At 70.4% G+C, this 17,424-nt stretch carries 17 protein-coding genes; 13 read left to right on the forward strand and 4 right to left on the reverse strand.

Annotation, left to right across the window (positions count from 1 at the left end):
* Positions 1-27: 27 nt before the first annotated feature.
* The 3 genes from ccsB to ESP70_RS07255 all read left to right on the forward strand — a co-directional run bounded on the left by ccsB (position 28) and on the right by ESP70_RS07255 (position 3,080).
* Entirely contained in the window at positions 28-987 is a 960-nt protein-coding gene (gene ccsB, locus ESP70_RS07245) for a c-type cytochrome biogenesis protein CcsB (RefSeq protein WP_149688677.1), read from the forward strand.
* A 120-nt stretch (positions 988-1,107) separates the two neighbouring features.
* Positions 1,108-2,010: an ABC transporter ATP-binding protein gene (locus ESP70_RS07250; protein ID WP_149688678.1), complete on the forward strand. Its 903-nt coding sequence runs from the start codon at positions 1,108-1,110 to the stop codon at positions 2,008-2,010.
* The gene (locus tag ESP70_RS07255; RefSeq protein ID WP_223148657.1) at positions 2,007-3,080 is read left to right on the forward strand and encodes an ABC transporter permease; all 1,074 of its coding nucleotides are present in this window, start codon (positions 2,007-2,009) and stop codon (positions 3,078-3,080) included. Before ESP70_RS07250 ends, ESP70_RS07255 begins: the two co-directional genes overlap by 4 nt.
* Here the strand turns inward: ESP70_RS07255 and ESP70_RS07260 are convergent.
* A complete protein-coding gene (locus tag ESP70_RS07260) occupies positions 3,077-3,346 on the reverse strand; it encodes a PLDc N-terminal domain-containing protein (RefSeq protein WP_149688679.1) in 270 nt (89 codons plus the stop codon). The genes ESP70_RS07255 and ESP70_RS07260 overlap by 4 nt on opposite strands.
* Positions 3,347-3,414: 68 nt before the next feature.
* Between ESP70_RS07260 and ESP70_RS07265 the strand changes: the two genes are divergently transcribed.
* A complete protein-coding gene (locus tag ESP70_RS07265) occupies positions 3,415-3,681 on the forward strand; it encodes a DUF4229 domain-containing protein (protein WP_149688680.1) in 267 nt (88 codons plus the stop codon).
* Positions 3,662-4,747 carry a PLP-dependent cysteine synthase family protein gene (locus tag ESP70_RS07270; protein ID WP_149688681.1) on the forward strand — a complete coding sequence of 362 codons (1,086 nt, stop codon included), beginning with the start codon at positions 3,662-3,664 and terminating at the stop codon, positions 4,745-4,747. Before ESP70_RS07265 ends, ESP70_RS07270 begins: the two co-directional genes overlap by 20 nt.
* Here ESP70_RS07270 and ESP70_RS07275 read toward each other — a convergent pair.
* Both ESP70_RS07275 and ESP70_RS07280 read right to left on the reverse strand, forming a co-directional pair.
* Complete coding sequence (locus tag ESP70_RS07275) at positions 4,744-5,238, reverse strand: metallophosphoesterase family protein (RefSeq protein WP_246161953.1); 495 nt, start codon at positions 5,236-5,238, stop codon at positions 4,744-4,746. The genes ESP70_RS07270 and ESP70_RS07275 overlap by 4 nt on opposite strands.
* Position 5,239: 1 nt before the next feature.
* Positions 5,240-6,130, reverse strand: coding sequence for a 1,4-dihydroxy-2-naphthoate polyprenyltransferase (locus ESP70_RS07280; protein ID WP_149689698.1), 891 nt, complete (start codon positions 6,128-6,130; stop codon positions 5,240-5,242).
* A gap of 73 nt (positions 6,131-6,203) precedes the next feature.
* On the opposite strand from ESP70_RS07280, the gene ESP70_RS07285 reads away from it, so the two are divergent.
* Both ESP70_RS07285 and ESP70_RS07290 read left to right on the forward strand, forming a co-directional pair.
* Positions 6,204-6,764: a hypothetical protein gene (locus tag ESP70_RS07285; RefSeq protein WP_149688682.1), complete on the forward strand. Its 561-nt coding sequence runs from the start codon at positions 6,204-6,206 to the stop codon at positions 6,762-6,764.
* Positions 6,761-7,801: an AMP-binding protein gene (locus tag ESP70_RS07290; RefSeq protein ID WP_246161955.1), complete on the forward strand. Its 1,041-nt coding sequence runs from the start codon at positions 6,761-6,763 to the stop codon at positions 7,799-7,801. The genes ESP70_RS07285 and ESP70_RS07290 overlap by 4 nt, the downstream gene beginning before the upstream one ends.
* A gap of 28 nt (positions 7,802-7,829) precedes the next feature.
* Here ESP70_RS07290 and ESP70_RS07295 read toward each other — a convergent pair whose 3' ends face one another.
* A complete protein-coding gene (locus ESP70_RS07295; RefSeq protein WP_149688683.1) occupies positions 7,830-8,489 on the reverse strand; it encodes an SDR family oxidoreductase in 660 nt (219 codons plus the stop codon).
* A gap of 37 nt (positions 8,490-8,526) precedes the next feature.
* Here ESP70_RS07295 and ESP70_RS07300 point away from each other — a divergent pair, with 37 nt between their 5' ends.
* The 6 genes from ESP70_RS07300 to ESP70_RS20545 all read left to right on the forward strand — a co-directional run bounded on the left by ESP70_RS07300 (position 8,527) and on the right by ESP70_RS20545 (position 17,413).
* Positions 8,527-9,471 (forward strand): o-succinylbenzoate synthase, encoded by a 945-nt coding sequence (locus tag ESP70_RS07300; RefSeq protein WP_246161957.1) that lies wholly within the window; start codon positions 8,527-8,529, stop codon positions 9,469-9,471.
* On the forward strand, positions 9,468-11,051 hold the full coding sequence (gene menD, locus ESP70_RS07305; RefSeq protein ID WP_149688685.1) for a 2-succinyl-5-enolpyruvyl-6-hydroxy-3-cyclohexene-1-carboxylate synthase: 1,584 nt from the start codon (positions 9,468-9,470) through the stop codon (positions 11,049-11,051). The genes ESP70_RS07300 and menD overlap by 4 nt, the downstream gene beginning before the upstream one ends.
* Before the next feature lie 69 nt (positions 11,052-11,120).
* Positions 11,121-12,704 carry a GMC family oxidoreductase gene (locus ESP70_RS07310; protein WP_149688686.1) on the forward strand — a complete coding sequence of 528 codons (1,584 nt, stop codon included), beginning with the start codon at positions 11,121-11,123 and terminating at the stop codon, positions 12,702-12,704.
* Complete coding sequence (locus tag ESP70_RS07315) at positions 12,701-14,215, forward strand: aldehyde dehydrogenase family protein (protein ID WP_149688687.1); 1,515 nt, start codon at positions 12,701-12,703, stop codon at positions 14,213-14,215. The genes ESP70_RS07310 and ESP70_RS07315 overlap by 4 nt, the downstream gene beginning before the upstream one ends.
* Before the next feature lie 115 nt (positions 14,216-14,330).
* Positions 14,331-14,486 (forward strand): hypothetical protein, encoded by a 156-nt coding sequence (locus ESP70_RS20070; RefSeq protein WP_188110544.1) that lies wholly within the window; start codon positions 14,331-14,333, stop codon positions 14,484-14,486.
* 41 nt (positions 14,487-14,527) lie between these two features.
* Positions 14,528-17,413 carry a helix-turn-helix transcriptional regulator gene (locus ESP70_RS20545; RefSeq protein WP_188110545.1) on the forward strand — a complete coding sequence of 962 codons (2,886 nt, stop codon included), beginning with the start codon at positions 14,528-14,530 and terminating at the stop codon, positions 17,411-17,413.
* Positions 17,414-17,424 lie beyond the last annotated feature (11 nt).

The following is a 17,424-nucleotide window of genomic DNA, read 5'->3' on the forward strand; positions in this document are numbered from 1 at the left end:
CGGTGGTTGTGAAACGGAGGCGACGCCATGACGGCTGCGCAGTACGAGCAGTTCTCCAACTATGCCGTCGCGTCGGCCACCGGCATCCTGGCGCTGGCATTCGTCGCGTACGTCGCCCAGTGGGGCTTTGCCCGCAAGATCGCGCCCGACCGCACGCTCGTGACCTCCTCGGTCGATCAGCATGATTCGGTCCTTGAGCCTGTCGAAAGGACGTCGACTGATGCACAAGCCGAGCGCAGTGACGTCGCCGGCGGCATCGGCTTCTCACTCACGGGTCTGGCCTGGCTCGTCCTGCTGGCCGGCGTCATCACTCGCGGCCTCTCGGCCCAGCGGGTGCCGTGGGGCAACATGTACGAGTTCGGCTGCGCCGCGACGCTGATGGCCCTCACGGCATACATCGTGCTGGTGCGGATGTGGGCGATCGACTGGGTCGGCCCGATCATCACGGGCTTCGGCACCGTCGTGCTCGGCCTGTCGGCGCTGGTGTTCGTGCCGCCCGGCCCGCTCGTGCCGGCCCTGCACTCCTACTGGCTCGTGATCCACGTTCTCGGTGCCATGATCGCCGGCTCGGCGTTCCTCGTCGGTGCCGCGGCGTCGGTGCTCTACCTCGTCAAGGCGCGCGCCGAGCGTACGACCGCCGAGGAGGACCGCGTCGGCTTCCTGTGGCGCATCCCGCCGTCGGCCAAGATCGACCAGATCGCCTACCGCGTGCACGCCTTCGCGTTCCCGATCTGGACGTTCGCCGCGCTGATCGCCGGGCCGATCTGGGCGCAGTACGCGTGGGGTCGCTACTGGGGCTGGGACCCCAAGGAGGTCTGGGCGTTCATCACCTGGGTCGTCTACGCCGGCTATCTCCACGCACGCGCCACCGCGGGCTGGAAGGGCAAGGCCGCCGCGATCATCGCGCTCATCGGGTTCGCCACGTTCGTCTTCAACTTCGTCGGCATCAACCTGTTCGTGTCGGGCATGCACTCGTACGCCAAATAGGGCGCGCGGCTCCTTCGTCGCCGCTCCAGCCGCTCGTGCCTCGCGGCTGCCGGGCTGCGCCCGGGCGCCTGCCTTCGCTCGCTGCGCTCGCTCGGCCCATGGCCCAGTAGGGTCGGATCTATGGGCGCGGAGATCACGGCCGAGGGCCTCGTCATGACCTACGGCGACGTGCGCGCGGTCGACGGCGTCAGCTTCACGGTGGCGTCGGGGGAGTTCTTCGGGCTGCTCGGACCCAACGGTGCCGGCAAGACCACGACGCTCGAGATGGTCGAGGGGTTGCGCAGGCCGCAGTCCGGCTCGGTCCGCATCGACGATCACATCCCGTCGAAGCGCGAGCCCGAGCTGCAGCGCCGCATGGGCGTGCAGCTCCAGGCGTCGTCGTTCTTCGAGCGGCTCACGGCCCGCGAGCAGCTCGACACGTTCGGCGCGCTCTACGGTGTGGCCGCCGGTCGTACCGACGAGATGCTCGAGCAGGTGGGCCTGGTCGACAAGGCGGACGATCGCACCGAGGACCTGTCCGGCGGGCAGAAGCAACGGCTGTCGATTGCATGCGCACTGATCCACGACCCCGACGTCGTGTTCCTCGACGAGCCGACCGCCGCGCTCGACCCGCAGGCCCGCCGCAACCTGTGGGACGTGCTGCGCAGCATCAACGACTCCGGCCGCACCGTGATCCTGACGACGCACTACATGGACGAGGCCGAGGCGTTGTGTGACCGGGTCGCGATCATGGACGCCGGCAGGATCCTCGAGCTCGACACCCCGGCCGCCCTCGTCCGCGGCCTCGACGCGCCTGTACGCATCAGCGTCGCGCCGGGCACGCTGGACGCCGACGAGGCACGCGCGATGGCAGGCTCGGACGACGTCGCCGACGAGGAGTCCGGACTCACGATCACGACCCGCGACCCCGCCCGCATCCTCACCGAGCTCGCGCACCGCGACGCGCTGGACGGGCTGAGCGTCAAGGGCGCCTCGCTCGAGGACGTGTTCCTCGACCTCACCGGCCGGGAGTACCGAGCGTGAGTTCACCCCGGATGGTCGCGTTCAAGAGCCTCGCCGTGGCGATGCTCAAGGGGTTCTTCCGCGACAAGATGGCGGTCTTCTTCGCGGTGATCTTCCCGCTGATGTTCCTGGCCTTGTTCGGCGGCCTGCTGGGCGGATCCGGCGGGTCCGAGATCGATGTCGAGCAGGTCGGCAAGGTCTCGGTGCTGGACGACGCGCCCAAGGAGGTCCGGGCCTACCTCAAGGAGAGCCTCGACATCCACCGCACGTCCGACGAGAAGGCGGCGATCCGCAAGGTGCGCACGGGCGACGCCGACGCCATGATCACGCAACGCGGTGACACGCTCGTCGTACGTTTCTCGCAGGCCGACCAGGTCAAGGCCGCGACGGTCCAGGGCACGTTCCAGGGGATCGTCCAGTCGGCCAACATCGCCGTCACGGGCCAGCAGCCCAAGTACGCCCTCGAGGCCGACCAGGTCGAGGACGACTCGTTGTCGACGATCCAGTTCTTCACCCCCGGCCTGATGGGCTGGGCGATCGCCTCCGGCGCGACGTTCGGCGCGGCCACCAATCTCGTCGTCTGGCGCAAGAACGGGTTGTTGCGACGCCTGCGGCTGGCTCCCGTCCCGACGTGGGCCGTCGTTTTGGCGCGCATCGCGGTCAGCGTCGCGATCGCGGCGGTCCAGGCCGCGATCTTCATCGGTGTCGGCGTGGGTCTCTTCGGCTTGCAGCTGACCGGCTCGTGGCCCATGATCGTCCCGCTGCTCGCGGCCGGCACGCTGTCGTTCATGGCGATCGGCCTGCTCGCCGGCGCGGTGGCCAAGAGCGAGGAGGCAGCGGTCGGCATCGCCAACTTCGTCGTGCTGCCGATGGCGTTCCTGTCGGGCTCGTTCTTCCCGCTCGACGGTGCTCCGGGCTGGGTCACGGCGGTCAGCGAGGTGCTGCCGCTCAAGCATCTCAACGAGGGCATGCTCGACACGATGGTCCGCGGCGAGGGGCCGGGCGCCGCGTTGCTGCCCATCGTCATCCTGCTGGGCTTCGCCGTCGTCGTCTCAGCCGTCGCGAGCCGCGTCTTCCGCTGGGACGACTAGAGGCCGCGGAGGTAGTCCGGGTCGTCGTCGGGGCCGCGCGGGCCGGGGCTCGGCGGGCGGGGTGGTCGCGCGCGACCACCACCCGGCGCGGAGCGCTCGCGGCCGAGGAGCAGCCACAGCAGCGGGCCGATGCCGATGACCAGGACGACCACAAACCAGAGCGGCTTGGGCAGGTAGCGGACCCGTTGGCGCGGCGTCGCGACGAGGTCGAACAGGGCGTAGACGAACAGGGCCAGACCGATGACGATCAACACGAACTTGCCCATGCGTCAACCGTACCGGGGACGGCGCAACCCGCTCCCTGGCTGACGCCGCGAGCGATTAGGCTGCGGTCATGAAGGCTTTCTGGACCTACACGCTCGCCCGCCTCGCCGTGTTCGGGGCGACGTTCGGGGTGGTCTGGCTGATCGCGTCGATCTGGGTCGAGTGGGGCAACCTCACGTCGCTCCTCGTCCTGCTGATCTCCCTCGTGCTGTCCTCGGTGATCTCGATCTTCGCGCTCGCCGGGTTGCGCGACAAGCTCGCTCAGAACGTCCAGGAGCGAGCCGCGCGCATGACGCAACGCATCGAGGAGTCTCGCCATGCCGAAGACGTCGACTGAGAGCCGAGCCTGGATCGCGGAGGCCATCCGCCGCGTCGACGCCGACGCCAACCGCAGCGCCGACACCCACCTGCACGTCCTGCCGATCCCGGTGCCGGGCATCGACCTCTATCTCAAGGACGAGTCGGTCCACCCGACCGGCAGCCTCAAGCACCGCCTCGCGCGCTCCCTGTTCCTGTATGCCTTGTGCAACGGCTGGCTCAAGCCCGAGACGACCATCATCGAGGCGTCGAGCGGCTCGACCGCGGTCAGCGAGGCCTACTTCGCCCGCCTGATCGGCCTGCCGTTCGTCGCGGTCATGCCGGCGACGACGAGCCCCGAGAAGATCGACCTCATCGAGTTCTACGGCGGCCAGTGCCACCTGGTCGACGACCCCGGCACGGTCTACGACGTCGCCCAACAGCTCGCGAGCAGGTGCAACGGGCACTACATGGACCAGTTCACGTTCGCCGAGCGGGCGACGGACTGGCGGGGCAACAACAACATCGCCGAGTCGATCTTCGAGCAGCTCGCCGCTGAGCCGCACCCGTGCCCCAGCATCATCGTCGTGGGCGCCGGTACCGGCGGGACGTCCGCGACGATCGGCCGGTTCGTCCGCTACCGCCGTCACGACACCCGTGTCGTCGTCGCCGATCCGGAGAACTCCGCGTTCTACGGCGGGTGGGAGTCCGACCGCTCTGACGTCACGACCGACCAGCCCTCGCGCATCGAGGGCATCGGCCGCATGCGGGTCGAGAAGTCGTTCGTCGGTGGCGTCATCGACGACATGGTCCATGTGCCGGATGCGGCATCGATCGCGGCGATGCGCTGGGTGTCCGCCATCCTCGGTCGCCGCGTCGGCGGCTCGACCGGCACCAACGTCTGGGCGTCGTTGCAGCTGATCGGCGAGATGCGCGCCGACGGTGAGACCGGAAGCGTCGTCACGCTGCTGTGCGACGGCGGCGAACGCTATGCGCACACCTACTACGACGACGGCTGGCTGCAGTCGCACGGTCTCGACATCGGCCCGTACGCCGATGCGCTCGCCGAGTTCGACGCGACCGGCGTGCTGCCGGTCGGGCGTTAGCTCACTGGGATGATCTCGGCGGACACCAGCACTCCGTCGTCGATCACGAGCCGGCCCATCGTCCCTCGGGGTTGCCTGCGCTTGTCGGTCGGCGAGCCGGGGTTGAACAGCCGCTGACCGTTGTGCTCGGTGTCCCACGGGATGTGCGAGTGGCCGAACACGACGAGGTCGGCGTCGGGGAACCGGCCACGCATACGGGCGGCCCGACCGACCTTGTCGCCGCTGATGTGGAGCATCGCGACGCGCAGCCCGTCGAGATCGAGCTCCAGCGTCTCGGGTGCGCCCCACGCAGCGACGTCAGGGCCGTCGTTGTTGCCCAGGACGACGTGCACCGGGGCGTACGCGGTGAGCTCGTCGAGCACGCTCGGCACGCAGACATCGCCGGCGTGCAGGATGACGTCGACGTCGGTGAGCTGTTCGGCGACGGCGGGCGGCATGGACTTCCAGAAGCGCGGAGCGTGGGTGTCGGCGAGCACCGCGACGCGCAGCACGTCAGGCCCCGATGAACAGCCCGAGTGCGAGCCCGACGGCGAACACGAGCTCGGCGAGACCGGTGTCGCGCAGCACGGGGATCAGCGCCATGCCTTGGGCGCCCGACGCGACTGCCTGCCGGGCGCGTACGGCCAGGGGTGCCATCGCGAGGCCGAGCAGCGCCCAGAGCGTGAACACCGAGGCCCAGATCAGCGACCCGACCGCGACGAGCAACAGGAGCGTGTAGAACCGCCGGGTCCAGGTGTCGCCGAGCACGACCGCAAGGGTCTTCTTGCCGGTGACGGAGTCGGTCGGGATGTCGCGCAGGTTGTTGGCGACGAGGAGTGCGCAGGCCAGTGCCCCGACGCCGATCGCGCAGGCGAAGGCCAGCCAGGTGAAGTCCTCGATCTGCACGTACGCCGTGCCGAGCACCGCGACGAGGCCGAAGAACACGAACACGCTGACCTCGCCGAGCGCGCGATAGCCGTACGGCGAAGGCCCTCCGGTGTAGGTCCAGGCCGCCCCGATCGCGGCCGCGCCGACCAGCAGGAGCCACCAGCTCGAGGTCGCGGCGAGGGCGAAGCCCAACGCAGCGCCGAGGGCGAGGAACAGCAGTGCCGCGCGCTTGACCGACCGTGCCGGCACGAGGCCCGAGCCGACGAGCCGCAGGGGGCCGACGCGGTCGTTGTCAGTGCCCTTGATGCCGTCGGAATAGTCATTGGCGTAGTTGACGCCGATCTGCAGCGAGAGGGACACCCCGAGAGCGAGGAGTGCCTTCCACCAGACGAACGCGTCGGCGTAGGCCGCGGCGCCGGTGCCGGCCAGGACCGGCGCGACCGCGGCCGGGAGCGTACGAGGCCGGGCGCCGGCGATCCAGAGCTGGGTGGGCGAGAGCGAAGGGGTGGTCACGATCGACCAGTCTGCCACCTGACAGCGCGTCAACGTCAGGTTGACGCTCGTTGAGTGTCAAGCTAGCGTTGACGGCATGGCGATCGACGACCAGGAATTCTCGGACCTGATCGGCCGGGCGATAGCCCGGCTCGATCCCACGATCGAGCGTCGGCTCGAGAGCGAGCCGGAGGCGCACCTCGATCTCGTGGTGCTGACCCACCGTACGTATGAGGAGGTCGGCCGCCTGCTGCGGTCCGCCGTGACGTCGGCCCGCGCCGCCGGATCGAGCTGGGAGGCCATCGGCTCGGCGCTGGGGATGTCCCGACAGGCGGCGCAGCAGCGCTTCGGCCACCGGCCCGTCCCGATCCCGGGCACGGCTGAGCTCCGGCAGCTCGTGGGCCTGACGGCGTTCAACGAGATCGACGTGCTCAACGCGTGGGGACGGCACGGCTGGCACTCGATCGGCTACGGGCCGCTGTTCCACGACGTCGAGAAGTCGCCGGTGCAGTGGGAGCACAAGCGAGCCGTGATCGGCAGCCGCAAGGCCAAGGACCTCGAGTCCAAGGGCTGGGAGCGCATCGGCACGATGTGGTTCCCGTGGACGTACCTCAAGCGGCCGCTCGACGCTCCGGCCGAGCCGGGGGAGCCGGAGTGACCGGGCTGCGACCCGTCGTGGGATCGCCGCGAGACGTGTTCGCACTCGTCGAGCCCTGGGTGCGTGAGGGCGGCGAGCCGATCGTCATCCGTACGTCCGGCAGCACCGGCGAGCCCAAGGACGTCGTGCTGTCGCACGCGGCGATGCTGGCCTCGGCGCATGCGAGTCTCGACCGGCTCGGCGGTCCCGGCGGCTGGCTGCAGGCCATGCCGGTCACCGGCGTCGGAGGCCTGCAGGTCCTCGTACGTTCGGCAGTCGCCGGACTCGAGCCCGTGTACGCCGACGAGCACGCGTCGCTGGGTGCGGCGATCGCCGCGATCCCCGGCCCCCGTCGCTATGCCTCGCTCGTGCCGACGCAGGCGCACCGGCTCGTCGCGTCGGGTGACGTCGAGGTCCTCGCCGGTCTCGACGCCCTGCTGATCGGCGGTGCGGCGGTGCCGGCCGACCTCCTCGAGGCGCTGCGGGCGGCTGGTGTGCGCGTCGTGCGGACGTACGGGATGACCGAGACCTGCGGGGGCTGCGTCTATGACGGGCTGCCGCTCGACGGTGTGCAGGTGCGGATCGACGAGGCGGGCCAGGTGCAGCTCGCCGGCCGGATGCTGTTCGACGGCTACGCCGATCCTGCGGCGACAGCTCAGGTGCTGCGCGACGGCTGGTTCGCCACGGCCGACCTCGGCACGATCGACGACGACGGCCGGCTGCACGTCACCGGCCGGGTCGACGACGTCGTGATCAGCGGCGGCGTCAACATCTCGCTGCCTGCAGTGACGGCGGCGCTCCGGACGTACGACGGGGTGCGCGACGCGGTGGCGCTCGGCGTGCCCGATGAGGAGTGGGGCGCGCGGGTCGTGGCCTTTCTCGTGCCCGACGACGCGGTGTGCCTCGACGGACTCCGTCTCGATGAACTGCGGGACGGCGTCGAGGAGGCGGGGTTGCCTCGTACCTGGGCGCCTCGTGAGGTCGTCCTGCTCGACGCCCTGCCGCTGCTCTCCGGCGGCAAGCTCGACCGCGAGAAGCTGAGGCGCGCCGTCCGCTGAGGAGTCTCTCGTCAGCGTGGTGAGGTCGTCAGGCGACCGCGCCGGCGATGGCGTCGTCGATCGGGTGCTCGCCGCTGACGAGCTCCCACTGGCGGTTGATCGTGGCCGGCTCGTCGAGTGCCGCGACGATCACGGCTGCCACGTCGGCACGCGGCACCTGCCCGCGTTCGACCGTCTCGGCGAGCTCGACGAGGCCTGTCGGCGGGTCGTCGGTCAGGCCACCGGGCCGGATGATGGTCCAGTCCAGGTCGCTGTCGCGCAGCGCGATGTCGGCGTCGCGTTTGGCCTCGACGTACGCCGTCCACACGTCGCCGGCCCCCGCGTCGAGGGGCTGGTCGACGCCGATCGCCGACACCTGCACGAACCGGCTGACGCCCGCTGCCAGTGCCCCCTCGATCGACTTGATGGAGCCGCCGAGGTCGACCGTCCGCTTGCGCTCGATGTTGCCGTCGGGACCGCCGCCGGCCGCGAACACGACCGCATCGGCGCCGGTGAACGCTTCCGCGAACGCTTGGGCACTGTCCTGCTCGATGTCGAGGATGCCGACCTCGGCGCCGAGTCCTTCGAGCTCGGCGGAGTAGTCGGGATTGCGGACGAGCGCCACGGGCTGGTGCCCGGCGTCGACGAGGAGCGGGATGAGGAGGCGGGCGATCTTGCCGTGGCCTCCGACGATCGCGATTCGAGTCATGTCCCCACGCTACGGACCGCGCGGTAAGTTGCCACTCGTGCAGTTCCGTACGTACGCCATCGCGATGCCCACGCGGTTCCGCGGCATCGACCGGCGCGAAGGGATGCTCGTCCAGGGACCCGCAGGCTGGGCCGAGTTCAGCCCGTTCCTCGACTACGACGCCCGCGAGAGCGCGCCGTGGCTCGCCGCCGCCCTCGACTCCGCCGAGCGCCCCTGGCCCACGCCCGTACGCTCGCAGATCGCGGTCAACTGCACCGTCCCGGCGGTCGGCCCCGAGCAGGCACAGAGCATCGTCCGCAGCAGCGGCTGCACGACCGCCAAGGTCAAGGTCGCCGAGAGGGGTCAGGCCCTCGCCGCCGACGTCGAGCGCGTCGAGGCGGTCCGCGACGCCATCGGACCACACGGCAAGGTCCGCATCGACGCCAACGGCGGCTGGTCCGTCGATGAGGCGATCAGCGCGGTCGCCGCCCTCAACATCGCCGCCCACGGCCTCGAGTACGTCGAGCAGCCGTGCGCCTCGGTCGAGGACCTGGCGACCGTGCGCCGCAAGGTCGGCGTGCCGATCGCGGCTGACGAGTCGATCCGCCGGGCCGACGACCCGTTCCGTGTGGTCGAGCTCGAGGCCGCCGACATCGCGGTGCTCAAGGTCGCGCCGCTCGGTGGTGTGCACGCGTGCCTGCGGATCGCCGAGCAGATCGGCCTGCCGGTCGTCGTGTCCAGCGCCGTCGAGACGTCGGTCGGCCTGGCCGCCGGCCTCGCCCTTGCCGCCGCGTTGCCCGACCTGCCGTACGCCTGCGGCCTCGCCACGACGTCGCTGCTCGCCGGCGACGTCGTCGCCCAGCCGCTGAAGCCTGTCGACGGGTTCCTCCCGGTCGGCCGTCAGGCGCTCGACCCCACGGCGTACGACTCGGTGGCGGCGGACGGCGAGACGGATGCGCGCTGGCAGGCCCGGCTGTCGGCCGTACGCGCGGTGCTGGGATGAGCTCCACTGACACGGCTCGGGAGCTGGTCCGAGAGCTCGTCGCCGCCAGAGTCCGCGAGGTTGTGCTCTCGCCCGGATCACGATCGGGGCCGCTGGCACTGGCATTCGCGGCTGCGGACGAGCAAGGCCTCATCCGACTGCACGTGCGGGTCGACGAGCGCGAGGCCGGATTCCTCGCGCTTGGCATGGCGAAGGCATCGCGCAACCCGGTCCCCGTGGTCACGACGTCGGGCACTGCGGTTGCCAACCTGCACCCCGCGATGCTCGAGGCCAGCCACGCCGGCGTCCCGGTGCTCGCGGTCACCGCGGATCGACCCGCACGGCTCCGCGGCACGGGAGCCAACCAGACCACGGACCAGCGCGCCATCTTTCCCGGTGTCTCCTTCGTCGAGCGGGTCGATCAGCTCGCCGGGGGACCGGCCCACCTGAACCTCGAGCTCGACGAGCCGCTGGTCGAGCCGATCGAGTGGGAGTTCGCGCCGTCCGAGGATCCTTTCGACGAGCTCAAGGAACGGGACGAGCTCAAGGAGCGGTCCTTGAGCCTGTCGAAAGGACATCCCCTCGTCGCCGGGCCTCGCACCGTCGTCGTCGCGGGTGACGATGCGAAGCAACCCGCACGAGTCCTCGCGCGCGACGCCGGCTGGCCGCTGCTCGCCGAGCCGAGCTCGGGGTCGCGCAACGGCGAGGCCCTCATCGCCTACCGGATGCTGCTGGCCCACTCGCTGCTCGCCGACCAGATCGAGCGCGTCGTCAGCTTCGGCCACGCCACGCTCTCACGTCCGGTCACCCAGCTGCTGTCCCGCACCGACATCGAGATCATCCACGTCGGCACGCAGGAGACCTTTCCGGTGCCGGCCGGTCCGAACGTGCAGCTCGTCGAGGCCGTCGACCACACCGGCACAGGGGATCCGCAGTGGCTCGCCGCCTGGCACGACGCCGACGCCCGGGCCACCGCCGCGATCGACGCGCTGCTCGCCGGCACCACTCCGTATGACGTCGCCCGGACGATCAATGCCGCCGTCCCACCCGAGGGGCTGTTGTTCATCGGCTCCTCAAGCCCGATCCGTGACCTCGACCTCGTCGCCCGGCCCTACGTGGTCGGCGAACGCCGCCTGATCATCGCCAACCGTGGACTGGCCGGCATCGACGGCGTGCTGTCCAGCGCGATCGGCGCCGCGCTCGCCCGTACGTCCAGCCGCGCGATCGCCTACGTCGGCGACCTCACGTTCCTGCACGGCAGCAATGGCCTGCTGATCGGCCCCGGTGAACCCCGGCCCGACCTGACGATCGTCGTCGCCAACGATGACGGGGGCAGCATCTTCTCGACGCTCGAGCAGGGCGCCCCGGAGTATGCCGCGACGTTCGAACGCGTCTACGCCACACCGACCGGCGCAAACATCGCAGCGCTCTGCCAGGCGTACGGCGTGCCGCACCGGCGCGTCGCGCCCGCAGAGCTGGCGAGCGCGCTCGACGAGGAGGTCACCGGGATCAGGGTCCTCGAGGTGCCCGTCGACCGGGCCGGCCGTCGCGACCTGACCGCAAGGATCGGCGCCGCGGTCAGAGCCGCCCTCCGACCCTGACACTGGTTGTGTCAGCGACATACCCGCAGTAGGTTGTGTGGCACGCGTCACGGCCGCTGAAAGGGACTCATGGGCGACGACAGCTACGACTACATCGTCATCGGATCGGGCAGCGCCGGAGGAGTCGTCGCGACGCGCCTGACCGAGGACCCGTCCGTGTCGGTGCTCCTCCTCGAGGCCGGCCCCGACGATGACGACGACATGATCCACCTGCCGGCGGGCTTCCCGGCACTGTTCAAGACCAAGTGGGACTGGGGCTACCAGACGACTCCGCAGAAGCAGCTCGACGGCCGTCGCGCCGACTGGCCGCGCATGAAGGCACTCGGCGGCTGCTCGTCGATGAACGCCATGATCTACATCCGCGGCAACCGCGCCGACTACGACGAGTGGCGCGACTCCTACGGTGCGACCGGCTGGGGCTACGACGACGTGCTGCCCTACTTCAAGAAGGCCGAGGGCAACACCCGGCTGCACGACGAGTTCCACGGCACGAGCGGACCGCTGCACGTCGAGGACCGCCGCTACAGCCACGAGCTGAGCCACGCGTTCGTCGAGTCGGCCGTGTCCGCGGGGTTCAAGCGCAACGACGACTTCAACGGCGCCGAGCAGGAGGGCGCCGGGCTCTACCAGGTGACGTGCAAGAAGGGTCGCCGCTGGTCGGTCGCCGATGCCTACATCCACCCCGCCCGCAAGCGGCCCAACCTGACGGTGCTCACGGAGGCGTTCGTGACCCGCATCGAGCTCGAGGGCACGCGCGCGACCGGTGTGACCTACCGCCGCGCGGGCGTGACCCACACGGCTCGCGCCAAGGCCGAGATCGTCCTGTCGGCAGGCGCCATCGCGAGCCCGCAGATGCTGATGCTGTCCGGCATCGGCCCCGGAGCACACCTGCGCGAGCACGGCATCGACGTACGTGTCGACCTGCCCGGCGTGGGCCAGAACCTGCAGGACCACCCCGTCTCCGGTGCGCTGTTCTACACCAAGAACACCACCGACCTGGCCGAGCTCCTGTCGCTCGGCAACGTCCTCAAGGCGCAGAAGGCCGGGCGTGGGCCGCTGACCTCCAACGTCGGCGAGGCCGGGGGATTCTTCCGGACCCGCGACGACATGGCGGCGCCCGACATGCAGTTCCACGTGGCGCCGTCCGGGTTCTACGACAACGGCCTGCACGAGCCCGTACGCCGAGGGCTCACGATCGCCTCGACGCTCGTACGCGTCGAGAGCAAGGGCCACGTCCGATTGCGCTCGGCCGATCCGACGTGGCACCCCGAGATCGAGGCGGGCTACTTGACGGATGGCGCCGACCTCGACGCGATGATCGCCGGCTATCGCACCGTGCAGCAGATCGTCAGCCAGGGCCCGCTGGCCAGGCTCATCGACGAGCCATGGATCCCGGCCTCGGCCGATCCGACGACCGACGAGATCGTCGCCGCGATCGGTCAGCTGTGCCAGACGCTCTACCACCCCGTCGCGACCTGCGCGATGGGCACGATCGAGGGCAGTGTCGTCGATCCCGAGCTCAAGGTCCACGGCGTCGAGGGCCTGCGGGTCGCCGACGCCTCCGTCATGCCGCGCGTACCCCGTGGCAACACCAACGCACCTGCCATCATGGTCGGCGAGAAGGCCGCCGACCTCATCAAGGAGTCACGATGACCGCAATCCTGGAGCCCACTGTCGACAGCGGCACGACGCCGACCTTCGACTCGCTCAACCCGGCCAACGGCGACGTCGTCGGCACCTATCCCATCCAGGGCCGAGCCGAGGTCGACGCCGCAGTCGCCCGTGCTCATGACGCGTCGGCATGGTGGGGTGGCCTGACGTTCAAGGAACGAGGCGACTACCTCCTGACCTGGCGCAGCGTCATCACCCGCCGCATCGCGCAGCTCGCCGAGCTGTCGCACCGCGAGACCGGCAAGCCGCACGGCGACGCGCAGCTCGAGATCATCATCGCGATCGACCACATCGCGTGGGTCGCCAAGCACGCCAAGAAGATCCTCGGCCCGCAGAAGGTCTCCTCCGGACTGCTCATGGCCAACCAGGCCTCGTCGGTCGAGTACCACCCGCTCGGCGTCGTCGGCGTCATCGGCCCGTGGAACTACCCGGTCTTCACGCCGATGGGCTCCATCGCATACGCCCTCGCCGCCGGCAACGCCGTCGTCTTCAAGCCGAGTGAATACACGCCCGGAGTCGGCCAGTGGCTCGCCGACACGTTCACCGAGGTCGTCCACGGGCGTCCCGTGCTGCAGGTCGTCACGGGACTCGGCGAGACCGGCAACGCGCTGTGCACCGCCGACATCAACAAGCTGGCGTTCACCGGGTCCGGCCCGACCGGCAAGAAGGTCATGGCGGCGTGCGCGCAGAACCTCACTCCCGTCCTGATCGAGGCCGGTGGCAAGGACTCGCTGATCGTCGACGAGGACGCCGACCTCACCAAGGCCGCCGAGGCAGCGTTGTGGGGCGGTATGTCCAACGCCGGCCAGACGTGCATCGGCACCGAGCGCGTCTACGTCCACGAGAAGGTCTTCGACGCGTTCGTCACCGAGATCACCGAGCAGGCCAAGGACCTGCGCGCCGGCGACGACGCCGGCGCCAAGCTCGGACCCATCACGATGCCGTCGCAGATCGGCATCATCAAGAGCCACATCGACGATGCGATCGCCAAGGGTGCCACGGTCGTGATGGGTGGCTCGGACGCCGTCGGCGAGCGGTTCGTGCAGCCGACGATCCTGACGCACGTGCCGGAGAACTCCACGGAGATGACCGAGGAGACGTTCGGTCCGACCCTGGCGATCAACCCCGTGAAGAGCATGGACGAGGCGGTCGAGCTGACCAACGCCACGTCGTACGGGCTGGCGGGTTCGGTGTTCGCCAAGAAGAACGGCGTCGACATCGCCCGTCGGGTCCGTTCGGGCATGACGTCGGTCAACTCCGTCATCGCGTTCGCCGCGGTGCCCGGCCTGCCGTTCGGCGGGGTCGGTCAGTCCGGCTTCGGCCGCATCCACGGCCCGGACGGGCTCAAGGAGTTCACGTACGCCAAGGCGATCACCCGCCAGCGCATGAAGCCGCTCATGATGCTGACGTCGTTCGCGCGTGACGCCAAGACCGACAACAAGGCGCTCAAGCTCATCACCGTGATGCACGGAGGCAGCAAGACCCTCAAGTAGGCGGATCTGAGGTACCTGGGTTCCGAATCTGGTAGGTCGCCCGATGTGGGGGCCTACCTCATGCGACGACTCTGGAGTCATGATCCTGAATCCAGAAACCTTCGTCCCTGTTGAGATGAGCCGCCACCATGCCGTGGCACAGGCCCTGACCGAGCTGTCGCGCCACGAGCGTGACCGCAGCGGATTCGCCCCCCGGCGGACCCGCAAGGCGCGCCGCGGCTTCGTCGTACGCCTCGTGAGCATGACGGTGGGGCGGACGGCGCACGTATGACCGTCGCCCCCATGTCGGCTCCGTCCGACATGATTGGGGACATGGCTCATGACCGCACCCCCGCGACACCCCTGATCGGCCGGGTGCGCGAGCTCGAGCAGCTGCTCGAGGCCGCCGGCGTGACCAACCCCGCGGCCCGCGACGTCGTGCTGATCGGCGGCGACGCCGGCATCGGCAAGACCCGGCTGCTGCGCGAGCTCGGAGCGCGCGCCAGAGCGGCCGGCCACCGTGTCCTTGCCGGGCACTGCCTCGACCTCGGCGACAGCGCACCGCCCTACCAGCCATTTTCCGAGGCCTTCGCGTCGATCGCCGACGCCGAGCGCGACGAGCTCGCCGCTCGCTTCCCGGCCCTCGGTCCCCTCCTGCCCTGGCCCTCGTCGGCGCCGGGCGACGGCGTCGAGCGCGCCGAGCTGTTCGCCTCGGTCGTCGCCGGCCTCGACTCACTCGCCGCCGACCAGCCGCTCCTCCTGGTGATCGAGGACGCCCACTGGGCCGATGCCTCGACCCGTCACCTCATCCGCTTCGTGCTGTCCCACGGTTTCCACGGTCCGGTCCACGTCGTCGTGAGCTATCGCGCCGACGACCTGCACCGCCGCCACCCCCTGCGCCAGGCGCTGTCGGAGTGGGTACGCCTACCGGGTGTGCGCCGCATCGAGCTCGAGCCGCTCGACGACGGCGACGTGGTCGACCTCGTACGCGCCCACGGCGCCGACGCCCTCGACAGCGACAGCCTGCTGGCCGTCGTACGCCGCGCCGCCGGCAACGCGTTCTTCGCCGAGGAGCTGCTCGACGCGGGCCTCGCCAACGTCGACGGCGCGCTGCCAGAGACCCTCGCCGACCTGCTGCTGATGCGGCTCGAGCGGCTCGACGACAACGCCCGCCGGCTCGTACGCGCTGCTGCGTGCTCCGACGCCCGCCACGACTACTCGGTGCTGACCCAGGTCGTCGGGCTCGCCGAGGACGAGCTCGACGAGGCCCTCCGCTCGGCGATCGACCACAAGGTGCTGACCCGCGTCGGCGAGGACTCCTACTGGTTCCGGCACGCCCTCCTCGCCGAGGCGGTGCGCGACGACCTGCTTCCGGGCGAACGGCGGCGCATCCACGCGGCCTACCTCGAGGCGCTCACCTCGGGCAGCCGCCGCGGTCCGGCCGCCGAGATCGCCCTGCACGCGCTCGGCGCCGGCGAGCGCGAGACGGCGTTCCTGGCCAGCGTCCAGGCCGCCGAGCAGGCCCAACGGCTGTCGGGCTACGACGAGGCGGCGCAGCACTACGAGCAGGCGCTGACCCTCGTCGATGCCGCGTCACCCGGCCTCGACCCGGTCAAGCTCGTGATCGATGCGTCCTCCGCGCTCGTCACGTCGGGCCGGCTCCTGCGCGCTGTCGAGCTGCTGCGCGACCACCTCGGACAGCTCCCGCCGGACGCGCCCGCCGAGGACCGTGGGCGTCTGCTCGTCGCGATCGGTGACACGGCCTACTACGCCAATCTCGACAACGAGTCCGAGCAGGCGAGCCTCGAAGCGGTCACGGTCGTGCCCGACGAGCCGACCGAGCTGCGGGCCGAGGTCGCGGCGTTGCGGGCGCGCACGGCGTCCAACCGCAGGCGCCACGACGAGGCGATCGAGTGGGGCGAGCGCGCGCTGGCGATCGCCGAGCAGATCGGCGCGGCCGACGTCATCGCCGACGCCAAGGCCACGCTGACCCGCGTCATGGTCCGCACGGGCGACGATCCCGAGAAGGCCAAGCGCGGCTTCGTCGAGCTCGTCGAGGTCTCCCGGGCCGACGGGCACGTGTTGGGTGAGCTCCGCGGTCTGCACCAGCTCGCGTTCGTCAACTACAACGCCGGCGAGCTCGACGACGCCGAGGACGCGTTCCGTCAGGGCATGGTCCGCGCCTCCGAGACGGGCTGGGCGTGGGGTCCCTACGGCTTCGACGGCCGGTTCTACTCGGCGCTCATCTGCTACATGCGTGGGCGCTGGGACGAGGCCCTGGCACTGCGCGACGTCGGCGCCGACGCCCCCGCGATCCCAGACGCGTCGCTGGCCGCGATCGCCCTCATGGTGCATGCCGGCCGGGGCAATGTCGACGAGGTCGAACGCACCCTCACGATGCGGTCGCTCTGGCGCCACGAGATCTCGGCCTCGGTGCACTCGACCTCAGCCCTGATCGAGCTCCACGGCGTCGCCGGCGACCTGTCGGCCGCGCGGCGGGCGTTCGACGATCTCGCCGACCTTCAGGTGCGGGCCTGGGACGAGCCGCTGTTCTCCGGCGGCATCCGGCTCTCGGCACTGCTGATCGGTCAGTACGCGACAGCGGTGTCGGTGCTCGAACGCGCCGACCATGCACCCTTGCTCGCCCAGGCAGCAGAGCTGGCCGACTTCTCCGACCGCGTCGCCGCCGGCATCCACCCCATGGGGCCCGAAGGCGTGGCGTGGCAGATCCGGGTGCACGCCGAGCACGCACGACTGCGGTGGCTGACCGGCGTCGACGTGCCGGAGGTCGACGAGCTGACCGACCTGTGGCGCCGTGCCCACCAGGCGTTCATCGGCATGGACGACCCCTACGAGACCGCGCGCTCCGCGACCCGGCTGGCCGCGGTGCTGCTGACCACCGGCGGCGAAGCCGAGGGCAAGCAGCTGCTGGCCGACGCCCGGGCCACCGCTGAGCGTCTCGAAGCCAGGCCGTTGCTCACCGAGATCGGGGGGCTCACCCGGCGGCCGACCAGGTCCGACATCGAGCTGACGCCGCGTGAGCGCGAGGTGCTCGAGCAGGTCAGCGCCGGGCTCAGCAACGGCGAGATCGCGGCCAGGCTGTTCATCAGCACCAAGACCGTGTCGGTGCACGTCTCCAACATCCTGGCCAAGCTCGGCGCCTCGGGTCGCACCGAAGCGGCCGCCATCGCTCGCCGGCGCGGGCTCCTCGACGACTGACGCCGGCGTCA

Source organism: Aeromicrobium ginsengisoli (genome assembly GCF_004134905.2).
GTDB classification, from domain to species: Bacteria; Actinomycetota; Actinomycetes; order Propionibacteriales; family Nocardioidaceae; genus Aeromicrobium; species Aeromicrobium ginsengisoli.